The sequence below is a fragment of the Pseudooceanicola sp. DL12 genome, from assembly GCF_056270665.1.
Window position 1 is genome coordinate 1,761,041 of record NZ_CM149884.1, and the last position, 15,425, is coordinate 1,776,465.

A 15,425-nucleotide genomic window follows, 5' to 3' on the forward strand; every position below is an offset into this window, starting at 1 on the left:
AAATTCCTATATTGGCTTTCAGCCAGTCAGGAGCGCCCGATGAACGCCGACCGCATGATCATGAGTTTCTTCCGCCGCCTGACCCGCGGCGGCCTGTTCCGTGCCAGCTACGATCCCACCCGGATGTCCGATGGACGCTCCGGCAAGGAAGAGATCCGGCAGAAGGCCCCCGCCGGCTCTCGCGAGGCGCGCCGCAAGATGCGCCAGACACAGCGCATGCTGCGCCAGATCCAGCGGATGGGGCGGATGCGTTAGGCCCGCCTAAGCCTCTGAGGTGCCACGCATTCCAGCAGACCGAGCAAGCTGCACCCGGCCGAGATCAGGTTGCTGAGCGGCAGCCCCCCGGCGGAATAGGCATGCTCCAGGAACAGCGCGCCGCCCAGCACGCAGAAATAGGTGACAGCCGAGTTCAACCCCAGGATCGCGCCCCTCTGGCGCGGTTCCAGCGACGAGAGGCGGCTGACCACGGTATTCAGGGCGAGGTGTTGCGCCATGCCCCAGGCGACCGCCACGATGGCCAGCATCATCAGGTTCCGGCCCAGCAGCGCCATCGCGACATAGACCAGCAACAAGCCCGCGAACGCAGTCATGCCCGCCCGGTTGTTGGCCATCCGGTCAAGGTAGGGATCAAGAAACGTCGAGATGCCGAAGCCGATCCCGTAGCAGAGCGTGAGAACTCCCGCGATATCCGCCCCGCGATGGAGCGAATCCGCGACATGCGCGCCAACAAAGGCGTAGGTGCCGTAGAACCCCAGCATCAGCATGCCGACCGAGAACAGGCCCCGCCCGATGCCCGGAACACGCAGGGCGGTCAGTGGAGACGTGGCCGTGGTCGCGAGCCGTGTCACATGCATGTCCTGTCCGCGAATCGCCAGCCATAACAACGCCATGAGCACCGACAAGGTGCCATAGACCGCGCGCCAGCCTGCCCATTCGGCCAGGAAACCGGAGCCCGCAACGCCAGCAACGAGGGCCAGTGTCCAACCGCTCAGCACGAGGCCCATCGAGCGCTTCTCCTGGCCCTCGGGACCGACCTGGGGCGCGAGGGAATAGATCGCCGGAATGGCCATGCCTGCGCCCAGACCGCCAATGGCCTGCGCCAGGATCAGCACCCACTTGTCGGGGGAAAAGGTCGAGACGACGAGGGAGCACAGGAGGATCAGGATCGATTGGTTCAGGGCGCGGTCCGGCCCGATCATGTCGGAGCGGGGGGCGAGGAACATCGCGGAAAGTGCCGTTGTCAGCCCGTATGCTGCGGCGGCCTGCATGATCGAGGCCGGTTCTCCGCCAAGCTCGCGCGCCACAGCGGCGGTGATCGGCGCCAGGACCATCGAATTTGCCCCGACCACGGCGATGGCGCCGGTCAGGAGGGCGATCGGGCGGTTGATCAGTGGCGCTTTGGTCGATTGGTGCGAGGCCGGAATTTCAAGTGACCTTATACAGCGCGGAAATGCTTCGACAATTTCAGGCCCTGGCCTTGGTAGTTCGAGGCGATACCGGTCCCGTATAGCATGTCGGGGCGTGCGGCCATCCGTTCAAAGACGAGGCGACCGACAACCTGCCCATGCTCCAGAACGAAGGGCGCCTCGTGGCAGCGTACTTCGAGCACACCGCGAGAGCCGCTTCCGCCTGCGCCGGCATAGCCGAAGCCGGGGTCGAAGAAGCCCGCGTAATGCACCCGGAATTCGCCCACCATCGCAAGGTATGGCGCCATCTCGGCTGCGAAATCCGGCGGAATGGTGACCGACTCGCGGCTGACCAGGATGTAGAAGGCGTCAGGGTCCAGAATGATCTGGCGTTGGTCGGTGTGTACCGGCTCCCAGAATTCCCGCGGGTCGTAGTGGTTCAACAGGTCGAGGTCGATCACGCCGGTATGCGGTTTGGCGCGATAGCCGACAAGATCGCCTGGGCCTGGGCTGAGATCTACGGAAAAGCCGAGGCCCTGCTCAATGACTGCAAGGCCATCGACCAGCGGTGTCTCGGCGTGAAGGGCGCGCAGATCGTCGTCGGACAGGGCCGCCTGGCCATCGCGAAACCGGATCTGGTTCAGGCGCATGCCGGGCCGCACCAGGACGGAAAAACTGCGCGGGCAGATCTCGGCATAGAGGGGGCCGGTGTAACCTGCCGGGATTCGGTCGAATTCCGTGCCTTCGTCGGTGATCAACCGGGTCAGCAGATCGAGGCGGCCGGTAGAGCTCTTGGCGTTGGCCATGGCCGCCACGCCAGCCGGCAGCGATAGTGATTCCATAAGCGGCACGACATAGACGCAGCCCTTCTCCAGAACCGCACCATGGCTCAGGTCGACGCGATGCATCTCGAATTCCTTGAGGCGCTCCTGCACGGTACGGCCGCTGCCGGCCAGGAAGGAGGCACGGACACGATAGGCAAGCGTTCCGAGGCGAAGGTCGAGGCTCGCCGGTTGGATCTGTGCCTCTGTGACATCCGTCTCGGCGGCGATTTCCCCGCGTACGATCATCTGCTTCAGGTGCTGGCTGGCAAGGATACCGCTCATTTCCGATCCTTTGTCTTTTGAAGGCCGAGACTAGGCCGTCGCGGGCTTGAAGGGAAGATCCAAGGCCTCGACGGCAGACCCGCGGACATGAAAAAAGCGGGCATAAAGCCCGCTTTTTCAAGGGTATTGGAGGATTTTGGTCGGGCTAGCAGGACTCGAACCTGCGACCTTCCGTCCCCCAGACGGACGCGCTACCAGGCTGCGCTATAGCCCGACGGTTTGCGTGTAATATCCGATCTGAGCATGAGGGCAAGCGCTTTTTCGGGGGCTGTCGCGGAAAAGTTTTCGCGCTCAGAGAGTGGCGCCGGAAAGCTGCCGTGCAAGCGCCACGGCCCGCGCCGCAACCTCGGGCGCGAGGGGCGAACGGCGGCGCAGAAGTGTGGTCAGGATGCCAGCCGGAGCGGGGAAGGCGCTGTCGGGCTGATCCGCAGGTACATGGCCCGTTGAAGGCGCAGGCGTCGCCTCCGCCGCCATGTCTGACGCGGGAGCGTCAGATGCCACGGGTGCCGTTTCCGCTTCGCTCTCGATGTCGAGAGCTGAGGGAGCGGCCTCTTCCGGCGCTGTCCGGGCTTCGACGGCTGCTGGTGGTGCGGGTGCACGGGCAGGGGACGCAACGGGCTCTTCGGCTTGGCGTGGCATCTCCACGACCTCTGCCTCGACCGGAACGGCAAAGTCCTCGAGCGCGGGGGACATGGCTGCCACATGGGCGATACCCTTGTCGCGCAGCAGCTTCTGCACGCCCTTGATTGTCATACCTTCGTCGTGCAGCAGACGCTTGATACCACCGAGCAGCTCCATGTCTGCCGGACGATAATAGCGCCGCCCGCCGGCACGTTTCACCGGCTTCACCTGGGTGAACTTGCTTTCCCAGAACCTCAGCACGTGGGCAGGCGTTTGCAACCAGTCAGCCACCTCGCTGATGGTCCGGAACGCCTCTGCACTCTTCGCCATGCCGTCTCGCCTCAGGCCTTGTTGCCGTCGGCGACGCGGTCTTTCATCAGGTGCGAGGGGCGGAAGGTCAGAACGCGACGCGGGTTGATCGGCACTTCTTCACCGGTCTTCGGGTTGCGTCCCACCCGGGCAGCTTTCTCGCGTACCGAGAAGGTGCCGAAGGAAGAGATCTTTACCTGCTCGCCGCGCACCAGTGCATCCGACATGTGCGATAGCACGGATTCGACGAGCTGGGCCGAGTCGTTACGCGAGAGTCCGACCTCGCGGAAAACGGCTTCGCTCAGGTCCATCCGTGTCAGTGTTTTTTCACTCATAGTCCGTCCCCTTTATGTGCTGGCAGAATAGGCACCCGGATTTTTCCGAGTCAATATCAATGGATTGCCGGACTTGGCCCAGGGAAGGATTGTGGCCTACCAGCGCAGGACAACAGAGCCCCAAGCCAGGCCGCCGCCAATTGCTTCGGCAACCAGAAGCTGTCCGGGGCGAATTTTGCCCTCTTCCACGCCAACCGAGAGGGCGAGGGGAATCGAGGCTGCCGACGTATTGCCGTGATCCTGAACGGTCACGATCACCTTGTCCATCGACACACCCATCTTCTTGGCCGTGCCCTGGATGATCCGGATGTTGGCTTGGTGCGGCACAATCCAGTCGACATCCGCACCGGTCAGCCCGGCCTTTTCAAGCGCTGCTTCGGCGGTTTCGGCCAATTTGCCGACCGCTTGCCGGAAGAGGGGGTTGCCCTGCATCCGAAGCTTGCCGGATTCGCCTGTGCTCGACACGCCGCCGTCGACATAGAGCATCTCGCGATAGCGGCCATCGGAGTTCAGGTCGCAGGCCAGGATGCCACGGTCGCTGGGCGTGCCGGTGCCGGTTTTCGCTTCGAGGACCAATGCGCCTGCACCATCGCCGAAGAGTACGCAGGTCGAACGGTCGGTCCAGTCCATGATCCGCGAGAAGGTCTCGGCGCCGATCACAAGCACGCGTTCTGCCTGACCCGAGAGGATCAGCCCGTTGGCGTTTGCCAGGGCAAAGATGAAGCCGGCACAGACGGCCTGTACATCATAAGCAAAACCGCGGGTCATCCCTAGGCCGTTCTGCACCATGGTGCCAACGGAAGGAAAAGTGAGATCGGGTGTGGATGTGGCCACGACGATCGCGTCGATGTCGTCAGGCACGAGGCCCGCCATGTCCAGCGCCCTGCGGGCCGCGTTCACGGCCATTTGCGAGGTGGTTTCCCCCTCGGCGGCAAAGTGCCGACGCTCGATCCCGGAGCGGGTGCGAATCCACTCGTCCGATGTATCCAGCGTCTTTTCGAATTCTGTGTTCGGAACTACTCGTTCAGGCAGGTAATGCCCGATGCCCGTAGGTACTGCGCGAAGTGTCATTCGGTTCCCGTCTCCCGTTCCGCGGCATCCTGTGCCAGCGCAACGGCAGATGCAACCCGTGCCGCGATCCGTTCCTGGAAGCCCGAAACAGCAAGCTGATACGCCAGCTTTATGGCTGCAGAGACGCCGGTGGCATCACTGGATCCGTGGGACTTCACGACGGTGCCGTTCAGGCCGAGGAAAACCCCGCCATTGACCCGGCGCGGGTCGATACGTTTCTTGAGGCGGCGCATCGAGGTCAGCGCCAGTACCGCCGCGATCCGCGACAGGGGGCTGAACTGGAAGGCCTCTTTCAGCAGGCTGCCGATCAGATTCGCCGTGCCCTCGCCGGTCTTCAGCGCGACGTTTCCGGTAAACCCATCTGTGACGATCACGTCACAGCGATTTCCGGGAATGTCACCGCCTTCGACAAAGCCCACGTACTCGAAGTTCGCGGTTTCCGCGGCCGTGGCAATCAACTCGTTGGCAGCTTTCAGCTCGGTTCGGCCCTTGTGCTCTTCCGTGCCCACATTGAGCAGGCCCACACGGGGCAGGTCGAGATGCAGGCCGTTGCGAGCATAGGACGCTCCCATCAGGGCATATTGCAGCAGGTCCTGTTCGTCGGCACGGATGTCGGCTCCGACATCGAGCATCACGTTGAAGCCCTGCGGGTTTGCAGAAGGCCAGAGCACCGCGATGGCCGGCCGATTGACGCCGGGCAGCTTGCGCAGCCGGATCATCGACATCGCCATCAGGGCACCCGTGTTGCCGCAGGACACACAACAGGTCGCCTCGCCCTGGCGGACGGATTCGAGCGCGGACCACATCGAGGTGTCCTTGCCCTTGCGCACCACCTGGCTCGGCTTGTCATGCATCGTCACGACGCCAGAGGCATCATGAATCACCACACGGCCCTCAAGGTGCTTGCGGCGCGCCACCAGGCGTTCCAGCTCGTCCTTGGGGCCGTGCAGGATAAAGTCGATGTCGGCGTTCTTGCGCGCGGAACGTGCCATGCCGGCGACAACCGTCGCCGGCCCGCGATCGCCGCCCATGGCGTCGATGGATAGCACGATTCGCCCGCTTGCCCGGGTTGTCTCGGTCCCTGCTTCTGACGTGTTAGTCACAGTCATCTAGGACGACCGGCCCCCCGGGATCGACTACTTATGCCGCGTCTTCGTCGAGATCGATTTCGTCTGCGATCGCAACGACTTCACGGTCTGCGTAGTGGCCGCAGGACGGGCAGACGTGGTGCGGACGCTTCAGTTCGCCGCAGTTCGAGCATTCGTTCGGGTTCGCAGCGACCAGGGAGTCATGAGCGCGGCGGTTGTTGCGGCGCGACTTGGAGACTTTGTTCTGTTGGACAGCCATGTCACAACCTTATTCATTCGGGGGCACGATGGCCCGGTTACACGTGGATGCGTGGCTCATAGTCGGACCCGGCCACCGCATTCAACCTTAAATTCGTATGGAGGCGCGAAAATACTGCGAAAGAGCCCTGATGCAAGCGATTCTTTGCGTGTTTTCGGACCTGCGGGTCACTCCTCGTTCCCGCTCGCGTTCGGATCAGCCTTGCCGCCTTTCAGCGAAATCAGATTCGCGAGGCCGGCGAAAGGCTTGGCATCTTCGTCGGTCATCGCCTCGCGGCCCGGTTCGGTAAAGTTCTGCTCGTCCAGGGCCACGCCTTCCGCGCGCGGGTAAAGGGGCAGGGCGAGCGCCAGGGCTTCCTGCATCACCGCGCCGGGGTCAATGGTCGGGCCGAGCTGCTCGAGAGATTCATCCTCGGGCATCTCGACCTCTTCCTCGTCGACGGCCTCTTCGGGCAGATGCGGTGTGAAGCGACGCAGCACGTCCTCTTCGATCCGCGTGGTGACAGGGGCCAGGGTGACCGAACAGGGCTGCACGACGGTCGCGCCGAGGCGCCCGGTCAGCAGCCAGTCGGCCTTGCCATCGGTGCGGATCTCGCCGGCGAAGCTGAGCTTGCGCAGACCCAGCAGGCCAAATTGCCCAGCAAGATCGGCCATTTCCTGCGCATCGGGGCGCAGGGCAAAGGCTGTCGGTGCATTCTTTGGCAGGGCAGAGACCCTGAGGGCATGGGGAGAGGTGCCGGTCATGGCTTCCTTTCTTGAACAGGCTGCATTCCTTCTATAAGCGAGGTAGAAGCCTGGGCAGACGAATACAAGAGGGGCTCGAATGAGGCGTAACCGGAATCGGGTAGGGCAGCTGGCAACTCTCGTCATGGCCATTGGGCTGACGGGGGGCGTGGCCGGGTGCACCGCACAATACCGCAATCACGGCTACATGCCCGACGCGCAGGCGATGGCAGAGATTTCCGTCGGCAAGGATACGCGCGAGAGCGTGACCGAGAAGATCGGCACGCCGACCACGTCGGGCGTGCTGGACGACAGCGCATATTACTATGTGCGTCAGCGGGTTAAGAGCTATGCCTTCATGGCGCCCGAGACCGTCAGCCGCGAGGTGATGGCGGTGTCCTTTACCCCCGGCGGTACGGTCAGCAACATCGAGCGCTATGGTCTCGAGGACGGCAAGGTCATCGAACTGAACCGTCGCGTGACCGACAGCTCGACCGCCGACAAGACGCTGATCCGCCAGCTGCTGGGCAGCCTCGGCAACTTCGACGCAGCCAGCATCCTGGGCGCCGAGTGACCGTGACGGATCGCAAGGCATCCGTCTGACAGGAAAAACGGGGCGCAAGATGATGCGCCCCGGAATTAACTGCAGGTCATGGCGGGGCTAGGCGCGGGCACGGCACGTGCTAGAATTGCGGCGGCGCCCTGGGGGATGTCATGTGCAGGTCGTATCTGACGTGGTATCCGGTCCAAGGGACGGGATCGCAGTCGGAGGACGTGGGATGCAGTTTCCGAAGAAGGGGCGCTATGTCGCCCGGACCGCCGATTGCGCCGAGGACATCCGCGCGGCCCAGGCTCTCAGGGCGCTGGCCTTTCTGGGCGAGAGCGGACCGGGGGCGCTGGACGCGGATGATTTCGATGCGCTGTGCACCCATATCCTTGTGGAAGATCAAAGGGATGGCAGGCTCGTCTGCTGTTTCCGTATCCTGCCCCTGAGCGCCGGGCGCGAGATCGGGCGCAGCTATTCCGCGCAATATTACGAATTGTCGAGCCTGGAGGCCTTCGAGGGGCCGATGGTGGAGATGGGGCGCTTTTGCCTGCACCCGGATGTGCATGATGCGGATATCCTGCGGGTGGCCTGGGGGGCGATGACCGATTACGTCGATTCCAACGCGGTCGAGATGCTGTTTGGCTGCTCCTCGTTCAAGGGAACGGATGCGGCGGCCTACCTGGATGCCTTTGCGATGCTCAAGGAAAAGCATTTGGCGCCAATGCGTTGGCTGCCGCGGGTCAAGGCGCCGAAGGTCTTTCGCTTTGCCCAGAAGCTGCGCCGGAAACCGGACGCGAAGCGCGCGCTGCTGGGCATGCCGCCGCTGTTGAGAACCTACCTGTTGATGGGCGGATGGGTGAGCGATCATGCCGTGGTGGACCCGCAGATGAACACGCTGCATGTGTTCACGGGCGTTGAAATCAAGGCGATTCCGCCCGGTCGCAAGCGGCTGTTGCGGGCCGCCTCGGCGCGGGTCTGAACGGGGCGGTCGCCGGGGCCCGAAACCGCCGCGGAACCGCTTCGATATTCCGAAAATTGAATATCTTCAAGCCGTTGAAAAGGCCGGATTCCAACGTCGGTATTACGTCGGTATCGCGTCGGTATTGCGTCGGTGCCAAATTGGCCCCTGAGGCCCGCCGAAAGGGCCCCGGGAATCGGCGATTTCGCCGCCTCCGCGCGAAGGCGGAACTTGCCTTTCACGGCCCGGGTGCCTATCGAGGGGCAAGGTGCCGGGCACCTGCCGCCTGCAGACGAATGTCACGGTGAAGCCCGGAGCGATACGACATCTCACCCCCGATGCATTTCGAAGGTGGGCAACGCAGGCCCCCTCCAATACCGGAATGCCTCTTTGGAGGAGTGAGCGATGTCTGACGGACGCGCCCCTGAAACGGAACGATCCACCAGCCTGAAACGGGCCCGCAGCCTGAATCGAGGCCCCTGCCTGAACCAGACGTCGTGCCTGCATCGGATCCCTTGCCCGAGCCCGAGGGGCGGATCCCTCGCGGTGTCGGCGACGCCGCCGATGATGGCGGCAGAGCCCATGGAGCGGGGCACGGCGCCGCGAGGGGCGCAGCCGATGCGGCAGGAGGAGGTGGCATGAACGGGCTGACGGTGGAGCGTGCCAAGGCGCAGGCAAGGGCGCTGCGCCAGGCGCTGGCGCGGGCGGGCACGGCGGTCGGCCACGCCCAGGCGCTGGAACTGGTGGCGCAGCAACATGGCGCGCGCGACTGGAACACCCTGCATGCCCGGCTGAGCCGCCGCAATGCGCCCGAGGCGCTGACACTGAGCCCGGGTGACCGGGTGCAGGGGCGCTATCTTGGCCAGGCCTATACCGGGGTGGTCGTCGGCCTGTCGGGGCCGGCGCACAACCGCAGGGTGGATATCCAGTTCGACAGCCCGGTCGATGTGGTGCCCTTTGACAGCTTCTCGAACTGGCGCAGCCGGGTGCGTGGCACCATTGGCGCCGACGGCGCATGCCTGCGGCGCACCTCGGACGGTATGCCGCAGTTGACTGTGGCCCGGCGATCGGAGTGAGCGGCAGGCGGAAATGGCGCTCTGATGACAAGTCAATCAAGTTGCGTGGTGCATTGGGCGGCATGAATTCTACCCGAGGGTAGAATTCGGCCGGCCAAGGCAATGCAGCCATTTGTAAATCACCCTTTGGTTGAGGTGTTGCCCGGTTGTTCGGTTTCTGCTGGAATGTCGGGATGAGGCGAACTGTTTTTGCGTGAAAAAGCCGGTAATAGGCCTTGTCAATTTTCTCGGTTGAGGCGATTGAACGGGGCATGGAGAGTCGTATTCGACGGCATACCGAACGCCGCCTGCCACGTTGATACAAGGGGCAGGGGGCATTCGGAGAGCAGGCCGGAGCCAGGGCGGGATCTACCCGCAGGCGAGGGCCGGGCCGATGCCGGAAAGACGAGGGCCGGGTGAGGAGACCGGGAAGGGAGGACTGCGCTTTGCCGGCGCAGGTTTGCGATCACGCAAGTCTCTGACTACCGGAGGTGCCGTTCCCGACGGGAAGGCGCCGCAATTCCGCTCCGAAAGGAAAACGAGAAAATGACTGAAACCGTGAAACCCGTGTCGACGGCGGCCCGCGTGCTGCTGATCGTCATCGGGGCGCTGTTCGCGCTGGCGGGCCTTGGCCTGCTGGTGGGCGGCGTGATGCTGATTGCCCGCGGCGGTAGCTGGTACTACCTGCTGATGGGCCTGGCCGTGCTGGCCACGGGCGTGGAAGTGATCCGCGGCCGGCCGGTGGCCACCGTGATCTACACGCTCGCCTTTGCGGCGACCGTGATCTGGGCCTTCTGGGAAGCGGGCCTCGACTTCTGGGCGCTGCATGCCCGGATCTTCACCTTCCTCTGCGCCTTCCTGGTGCTCTGGCTGATCCACCCGCTGCTGCTGAAGAGCGCCGGCCGCCGGTCGATGACGGGCGTGTCGCTGGGCGTGTCCGCGGTGGCGCTGATCGCCGTGGCCTTCTTTGGCTATGGCATGTTCCAGCCGCATGGCATCCACAACAACGTGGCCGCGACGGGCACCACCCCGGTGACCGAAGACACCGCGATGCAGAACTGGGCGACCTACGGCGGCACGCCGGACGAGACCCGCTTTGCCGCGCTGGACCAGATCAACCGCGACAACGTGGACGAGCTTCAGGTGGCCTGGACCTTCCAGACCGGCGAGATCCCGGAAAGCACCGGCGGCGGCCTGGAAGACCAGAACACGCCCCTGCAGATCGGCGACACGCTCTATGCCTGCACCGCGTCGAACACCGTGATCGCGCTGAACGCCGACACCGGCGAAGAGAAATGGCGCCACGAGTTCAAGACCGACACGCGCATCTGGGTGCGCTGCCGTGGCCTGGGCTACTTCGACGCCAGCCAGCCCGTGGTGCAGCCGGACGTGGACGGTTCGACCCCCGTCACCCCGGCGGCCGTGGAGCCCGGTGCCGTCTGTGAACGCCGCATCATCATGAACACCATCGACGCCGTCCTGGTGGCGCTGGATGCCGACACCGGTGAGCTTTGCCCCGAGTTCGGCGATGGCGGCACGGTGGACCTGAAGCAGGGCCTGGGCGACGCGCAATCGCCGCTCTACTCGCTGACCTCGCCGCCGCTGGTGGCTGGCACGACCATCGTCGTGGGCGGCCGCGTGGCCGACAACGTGGCGCTGGACATGCCGGGCGGCGTGATGCGCGGCTTCGACGTGGTGACCGGCGACATGAAATGGGCCTTCGACCCGGGCAACCCGGACGACCAGACCCCCGGCGACGAGACGGCCTATACCCGCTCGACCCCGAACTCCTGGGCGCCGATGACCTATGACGCCTCGTCGAACACCGTCTTCCTGCCGATCGGCAACGCGGCCATCGACCTCTGGGGCGTGGAACGCACCCCGGAAGACGAGAAGTACGGCGCCTCGATCCTGGCGCTCGACGCCACCACCGGCGCCGAGAAGTGGGTCTATCAGACCGTGCACCACGACCTGTGGGACTTCGACGTGCCGATGCAGCCGACGCTGATCGACTTTACCGTCGATGACGGCAGCAAGGTGCCCGCGCTGGTCGTCGGCACCAAGGCCGGCCAGATCTACGTGCTGGACCGGGCCACCGGGCAGCCGCTGACCGAGGTGATCGAACAGCCGGTGAAACCCGCCACGATCCCCGACGAGAAGTATGCGCCGACGCAGCCGCGTTCGGTGGGCATGCCGCAGATCGGTGCCCCGGAGCTGACCGAGGCCGACATGTGGGGCGCCACGCCCTTTGACCAGATGATGTGCCGCATCATCTTCAAGGGCTACCGCTACGAGGGGCTCTATACCGCGCCGGACACCGATTACTCGCTGTCCTTCCCGGGCTCGCTCGGGGGCATGAACTGGGGTGGCCTGTCCTATGACCCGACCGCCGACACGCTCTATGTCAACGACATGCGCCTGGGTCTCTACGTGCACATGATGCCGCAGGACCGCGACGCCAAGGCCTCCAACGGCTCCGAGGCGGTCAACACCGTCATGGGCGCCGTGCCGCTGAAGGGCACGCCCTATTCGGTGATCAAGGACCGCTTCCTGTCGCCGCTGGGCATTCCCTGCCAGGAGCCGCCCTTCGGCACGCTGACCTCCATCGACATGAAGACCCGTTCGGTGAACTGGGAAGTGCCGCTCGGCACGGTTCAGGACACGGTGCTGTTCGGCATGAAGATGGGCCTGCCGATGCCCGTGGGCATGCCCACCATCGGCGGTTCGCTGACCACCCAGGGCGGCCTGGTGTTCTTTGCCGCGACGCAGGACTACTGGCTGCGCGCCTTCGACAGCGCCACCGGCGAAGAGGTCTGGAAGGCCCGCATGCCCGTGGGCTCGCAGGGCACGCCGATGAGCTATGTCTCGCCCGAGACCGGCAAGCAGTACGTGGTGATCTCGGCCGGCGGTGCCCGCCAGTCGCCCGACCGCGGCGATTACATCATCGCCTATGCGCTGCCCGACGATCTGTGATCGTCAGGACAGGCGTGGCGGTCGGTGATCGTCAGGTCTGAAAGAGAGAAGAGAGCGGGGGCCTTCGGGCCCCCGTTTTCGTTTGGGGGGAGTGACTTGGCGTCGAGTTTGGGCGACCCTGAAAACTCTTTTCAAAATGGAGGCCGTTCTAATTGACCGGAGCAGTGGGAAGTATCACGCACTATTGCAGCCAAGAAGTCTTCTTGTCGTTTATGGAAAAAGGCGCCCTGTGGCTCAGTTCGCTAACCCAGTCAAACGATTCCGCAGAAGGAACTTGGATGCGTGAAGAGTGGTTGCAGCGGATTTCTTGCTCCGAGGACGGAGGCGTGCTGAGGCGGGGAGCCAGGACTTGCCTTGAGATTGCGCTTCACGAGAAGGATGCGCTCGGTGTCTGCTTCTCGGAAGAACGGGATCTATTGAGCCAGTGGCGGGGATACGCAGACGACGGTGCCGGTTTTTCAATTACCTTTGACAGGGACGCATTGGAAGGGCTTGTCAATAGCCATGAAGAAAACGAGTTGTGCCTCAGGAAGGTAGCTTATGGCCCGGAAGATGCCGAGCAGGTCAACGAGACTAGCAAATTACTTGGTGCCGCTTTCTTGAGTGACGCTCGGAAATACAAGGAGCGCGGCTCTAGCGCCGTGTTGACTATAGATTACGGGCCTAAAGGGGAGAAGCATAGGGTATATGCTGATGCCGCTCGTGCACTGTTCTCGGTAAAGAATGGTGCGTTTCGAGAAGAGAAGGAATGGCGGCTCTTCGTCTTTGGTTCTCTGAAAACGTTGCAGGGCGTGAAGATACGGACTAGCGGCAAGTCACTCTTACCGTTTATCCCTCTAGAAATTCCCAAGGAGGCGGTTCAGAAAGTAACGATTGGACCTACCAACCGGACACCTGAATATGTCTTGAAGCAGGCGCTCAAAGTGAATGGTCTCGGACATGTGCGGGTGCGCACCAGTAGTGCAACCTATCGGAACAAATAGAGCTGCTGCGAATATTGTTCACTTGAGAGGTGCGGCCCAGCCCCTCACATGCCGCTTGACGCCACCCCGGCGGCTGATTAGCTGCGCGGCATGGCACAGGCACCCCTTCTTCAGCTCTCCGGCATCTCCCTGACCTTCGGTGGCGATCCCGTTTTCGATGACCTCTCCCTGACCGTCCAGCAGGGCGACCGCGTGGCGCTCGTGGGGCGCAACGGGTCGGGCAAGTCCACCCTGATGAAGGTGATGGCCGGCATGGTCGAGGCCGACCGCGGCGACGTGGTGATGGCCCCCGGCACCGCCGTCGGCTACATGGAACAGGAGCCCGACATGAGCGGGTTCGCGACGCTGGGCGATTTCGCCATGTCGCGGCTGGATGTCTCGGAGCAATACAAGGTCGAGATCGCGGGCGAGGGGCTGAAGTTCGATCCCGCGCGCCCCGTCGAGACGGCCTCTGGCGGGGAGCGGCGGCGTGCGGCGCTGGCCAAGCTGATGGCCGAGGCGCCCGAGCTGATGCTGCTCGACGAGCCGACCAACCACCTGGACATCGAGGCGATCGCCTGGCTGGAAGCCGAGCTGGGCCAGACCCGCGCGGCCTTTGTGCTGATCTCGCACGACCGGGCCTTCCTGCGGGCGCTGACCCGCGCGACGCTCTGGATCGACCGCGGCCAGGTGCGCCGGCAGGAGAAGGGATTCGAGAATTTCGAGGCCTGGCGCGACAAGACCTGGGAAGAAGAGGACATCGCGCGCCACAAGCTGGACCGCAAGATCAAGGCCGAGGCCCGCTGGGCCGTGGAGGGCATCTCCGCCCGGCGCAAGCGAAACCAGGGCCGCGTGCGCGCCCTGCAGGGCCTGCGCGAGGAACGCGGCAGCCAGATCCGCCGGCAGGGCACCGCGGCCATGGCATTCGACAGCGGGCCGACCAGCGGCAAGAAGGTGATCGAGGCCGAGGGCCTGGAGAAGGCCTATGACGGCAAGCAGATCGTCCGCGGTTTCGACCTGAAGGTGAACCGCGGCGACCGTGTGGCCTTTGTCGGCCCCAACGGCGTGGGCAAGACGACGCTGCTGAAGATGCTGATGGGCGAGGAGGCCCCGGACGCGGGCACGGTCAAGCTGGGCACCAACCTGCTGCCGGCGATCTTTGACCAGAGCCGCGCGGCGCTCGACCCGGAGATGACCCTCTGGGAGAGCCTGACAGGCGACAAGGACATGCGGGTCTCGGGCAATGCCGACCAGGTGATGGTGCGCGGCACGCCGAAACACGTGGTGGGCTATCTGAAGGATTTCCTCTTCGACGAGGCTCAGGCACGGGCGCAGGTCAAGTCGCTCTCGGGCGGCGAGAAGGCGCGGCTGCTGCTGGCCAAGCTGATGGCGAAGGAATCGAACCTGCTGGTGCTCGACGAACCGACCAACGATCTCGATGTCGAGACGCTGGACCTGCTGCAGGAGCTGCTGGACGATTACGACGGCACGGTGCTGCTGGTGAGCCACGACCGCGATTTCCTCGACCGGGTGGCCAGCACGACGATCGCCATGGAGGGCAATGGCCGCGCCGAGGTCTATGCCGGCGGCTGGAGCGATTACCAGGCGCAGCGGGCCGAGCGGCTGGGCCTGGAGCCGAAGGCCGCGAAGGGCAAGGGGAAGGCCGAGAAGCCTGCGGCCAAGGCCCCGGCGGCGGAGAAACCTGCTGCGAAGCCGGCGCTGTCGTTCACCGAGAAGCACCGGCTGGAAGAGCTGCCCGGCGTGATCGAGCGGCTGGAGGCGGAAATTGCCAAGCTGGAACAATTCCTGGCGCAGCCGGACATGTACCAGAAGGAGCCGGTGAAGTTCCGCAAGGGCACCGAGGCGCTGGCCGAGCGGCAGAAGCTGCTGGCCGAGGCGGAGGAAGAATGGCTCGAGCTCGAGGAGAAGGCCGCGGGCTGAACCGCGGCTTTCGCCCGTCCATGGGCCGGTTCAGCTTGGGGGCTGGCCTTCTCACTGGCCTGGCCGCTGGCC

Annotated in this window: 15 protein-coding genes and 1 tRNA gene; 7 read left to right on the top strand and 9 right to left on the bottom strand. The window is 64.2% G+C overall.

Annotated features, from left to right (window positions below):
- Positions 1-39: 39 nt before the first annotated feature.
- A complete protein-coding gene (locus tag AC0WR5_RS08260) occupies positions 40-255 on the top strand; it encodes a hypothetical protein (protein WP_475868102.1) in 216 nt (71 codons plus the stop codon).
- Here the strand turns inward: AC0WR5_RS08260 and AC0WR5_RS08265 are convergent.
- From AC0WR5_RS08265 to AC0WR5_RS08305, 9 genes are all read right to left on the bottom strand, one after another.
- Entirely contained in the window at positions 252-1,349 is a 1,098-nt protein-coding gene (locus AC0WR5_RS08265) for an MFS transporter (protein WP_475868104.1), read from the bottom strand. The genes AC0WR5_RS08260 and AC0WR5_RS08265 overlap by 4 nt on opposite strands.
- A gap of 86 nt (positions 1,350-1,435) precedes the next feature.
- Entirely contained in the window at positions 1,436-2,512 is a 1,077-nt protein-coding gene (locus AC0WR5_RS08270) for a 2'-deoxycytidine 5'-triphosphate deaminase (protein WP_475868106.1), read from the bottom strand.
- Positions 2,513-2,649: 137 nt separating this feature from the next.
- Positions 2,650-2,726, bottom strand: a tRNA-Pro gene (locus AC0WR5_RS08275).
- 77 nt (positions 2,727-2,803) lie between these two features.
- Entirely contained in the window at positions 2,804-3,463 is a 660-nt protein-coding gene (locus AC0WR5_RS08280; RefSeq protein WP_475868107.1) for a MerR family transcriptional regulator, read from the bottom strand.
- 11 nt (positions 3,464-3,474) lie between these two features.
- Positions 3,475-3,777: an integration host factor subunit alpha gene (gene ihfA / locus AC0WR5_RS08285; protein WP_475868108.1), complete on the bottom strand. Its 303-nt coding sequence runs from the start codon at positions 3,775-3,777 to the stop codon at positions 3,475-3,477.
- A gap of 96 nt (positions 3,778-3,873) precedes the next feature.
- Entirely contained in the window at positions 3,874-4,848 is a 975-nt protein-coding gene (locus AC0WR5_RS08290; RefSeq protein ID WP_475868110.1) for a beta-ketoacyl-ACP synthase III, read from the bottom strand.
- Positions 4,845-5,957 carry a phosphate acyltransferase PlsX gene (gene plsX / locus AC0WR5_RS08295; protein WP_475868112.1) on the bottom strand — a complete coding sequence of 371 codons (1,113 nt, stop codon included), beginning with the start codon at positions 5,955-5,957 and terminating at the stop codon, positions 4,845-4,847. The genes AC0WR5_RS08290 and plsX overlap by 4 nt, the downstream gene beginning before the upstream one ends.
- A 31-nt stretch (positions 5,958-5,988) precedes the next feature.
- On the bottom strand, positions 5,989-6,195 hold the full coding sequence (gene rpmF, locus AC0WR5_RS08300) for a 50S ribosomal protein L32 (protein WP_475868114.1): 207 nt from the start codon (positions 6,193-6,195) through the stop codon (positions 5,989-5,991).
- A gap of 167 nt (positions 6,196-6,362) precedes the next feature.
- The gene (locus AC0WR5_RS08305; protein WP_475868116.1) at positions 6,363-6,938 is read right to left on the bottom strand and encodes a YceD family protein; all 576 of its coding nucleotides are present in this window, start codon (positions 6,936-6,938) and stop codon (positions 6,363-6,365) included.
- Positions 6,939-7,017: 79 nt separating this feature from the next.
- Between AC0WR5_RS08305 and AC0WR5_RS08310 the strand changes: the two genes are divergently transcribed.
- From AC0WR5_RS08310 to AC0WR5_RS08335, 6 genes are all read left to right on the top strand, one after another.
- Positions 7,018-7,491, top strand: coding sequence for an outer membrane protein assembly factor BamE (locus AC0WR5_RS08310; RefSeq protein WP_475868117.1), 474 nt, complete (start codon positions 7,018-7,020; stop codon positions 7,489-7,491).
- A gap of 205 nt (positions 7,492-7,696) precedes the next feature.
- The gene (locus AC0WR5_RS08315; protein WP_475868119.1) at positions 7,697-8,443 is read left to right on the top strand and encodes a GNAT family N-acetyltransferase; all 747 of its coding nucleotides are present in this window, start codon (positions 7,697-7,699) and stop codon (positions 8,441-8,443) included.
- A gap of 617 nt (positions 8,444-9,060) precedes the next feature.
- Positions 9,061-9,498, top strand: a complete 438-nt coding sequence (locus AC0WR5_RS08320) for a glyoxalase superfamily protein (protein WP_475868121.1) — start codon at positions 9,061-9,063, stop codon at positions 9,496-9,498.
- A gap of 525 nt (positions 9,499-10,023) precedes the next feature.
- Positions 10,024-12,450, top strand: coding sequence for a membrane-bound PQQ-dependent dehydrogenase, glucose/quinate/shikimate family (locus AC0WR5_RS08325; RefSeq protein WP_475868123.1), 2,427 nt, complete (start codon positions 10,024-10,026; stop codon positions 12,448-12,450).
- Positions 12,451-12,602: 152 nt separating this feature from the next.
- Positions 12,603-13,433 (top strand): DUF2971 domain-containing protein, encoded by an 831-nt coding sequence (locus AC0WR5_RS08330; protein ID WP_475868125.1) that lies wholly within the window; start codon positions 12,603-12,605, stop codon positions 13,431-13,433.
- Positions 13,434-13,523: 90 nt separating this feature from the next.
- Positions 13,524-15,353: an ABC-F family ATP-binding cassette domain-containing protein gene (locus AC0WR5_RS08335; protein ID WP_475868127.1), complete on the top strand. Its 1,830-nt coding sequence runs from the start codon at positions 13,524-13,526 to the stop codon at positions 15,351-15,353.
- Positions 15,354-15,425: the final 72 nt, after the last annotated feature.

Excerpts from the sequence above, each read along its gene's own strand:
- AC0WR5_RS08320 (WP_475868121.1), top strand. The coding sequence starts at position 9,061 with ATGAACGGGCTGACGGTGGAGCGTGCCAAGGCGCAGGCAAGGGCGCTG.
- ihfA (WP_475868108.1), bottom strand. The coding sequence starts at position 3,777 with ATGAGTGAAAAAACACTGACACGGATGGACCTGAGCGAAGCCGTTTTC.
- AC0WR5_RS08335 (WP_475868127.1), top strand. The coding sequence starts at position 13,524 with ATGGCACAGGCACCCCTTCTTCAGCTCTCCGGCATCTCCCTGACCTTC.
- plsX (WP_475868112.1), bottom strand. The coding sequence starts at position 5,957 with ATGACTGTGACTAACACGTCAGAAGCAGGGACCGAGACAACCCGGGCA.
- rpmF (WP_475868114.1), bottom strand. The coding sequence starts at position 6,195 with ATGGCTGTCCAACAGAACAAAGTCTCCAAGTCGCGCCGCAACAACCGC.
- AC0WR5_RS08315 (WP_475868119.1), top strand. The coding sequence starts at position 7,697 with ATGCAGTTTCCGAAGAAGGGGCGCTATGTCGCCCGGACCGCCGATTGC.
- AC0WR5_RS08305 (WP_475868116.1), bottom strand. The coding sequence starts at position 6,938 with ATGACCGGCACCTCTCCCCATGCCCTCAGGGTCTCTGCCCTGCCAAAG.
- AC0WR5_RS08280 (WP_475868107.1), bottom strand. The coding sequence starts at position 3,463 with ATGGCGAAGAGTGCAGAGGCGTTCCGGACCATCAGCGAGGTGGCTGAC.
- AC0WR5_RS08260 (WP_475868102.1), top strand. The coding sequence starts at position 40 with ATGAACGCCGACCGCATGATCATGAGTTTCTTCCGCCGCCTGACCCGC.
- AC0WR5_RS08310 (WP_475868117.1), top strand. The coding sequence starts at position 7,018 with ATGAGGCGTAACCGGAATCGGGTAGGGCAGCTGGCAACTCTCGTCATG.
- AC0WR5_RS08325 (WP_475868123.1), top strand. The coding sequence starts at position 10,024 with ATGACTGAAACCGTGAAACCCGTGTCGACGGCGGCCCGCGTGCTGCTG.
- AC0WR5_RS08270 (WP_475868106.1), bottom strand. The coding sequence starts at position 2,512 with ATGAGCGGTATCCTTGCCAGCCAGCACCTGAAGCAGATGATCGTACGC.
- AC0WR5_RS08290 (WP_475868110.1), bottom strand. The coding sequence starts at position 4,848 with ATGACACTTCGCGCAGTACCTACGGGCATCGGGCATTACCTGCCTGAA.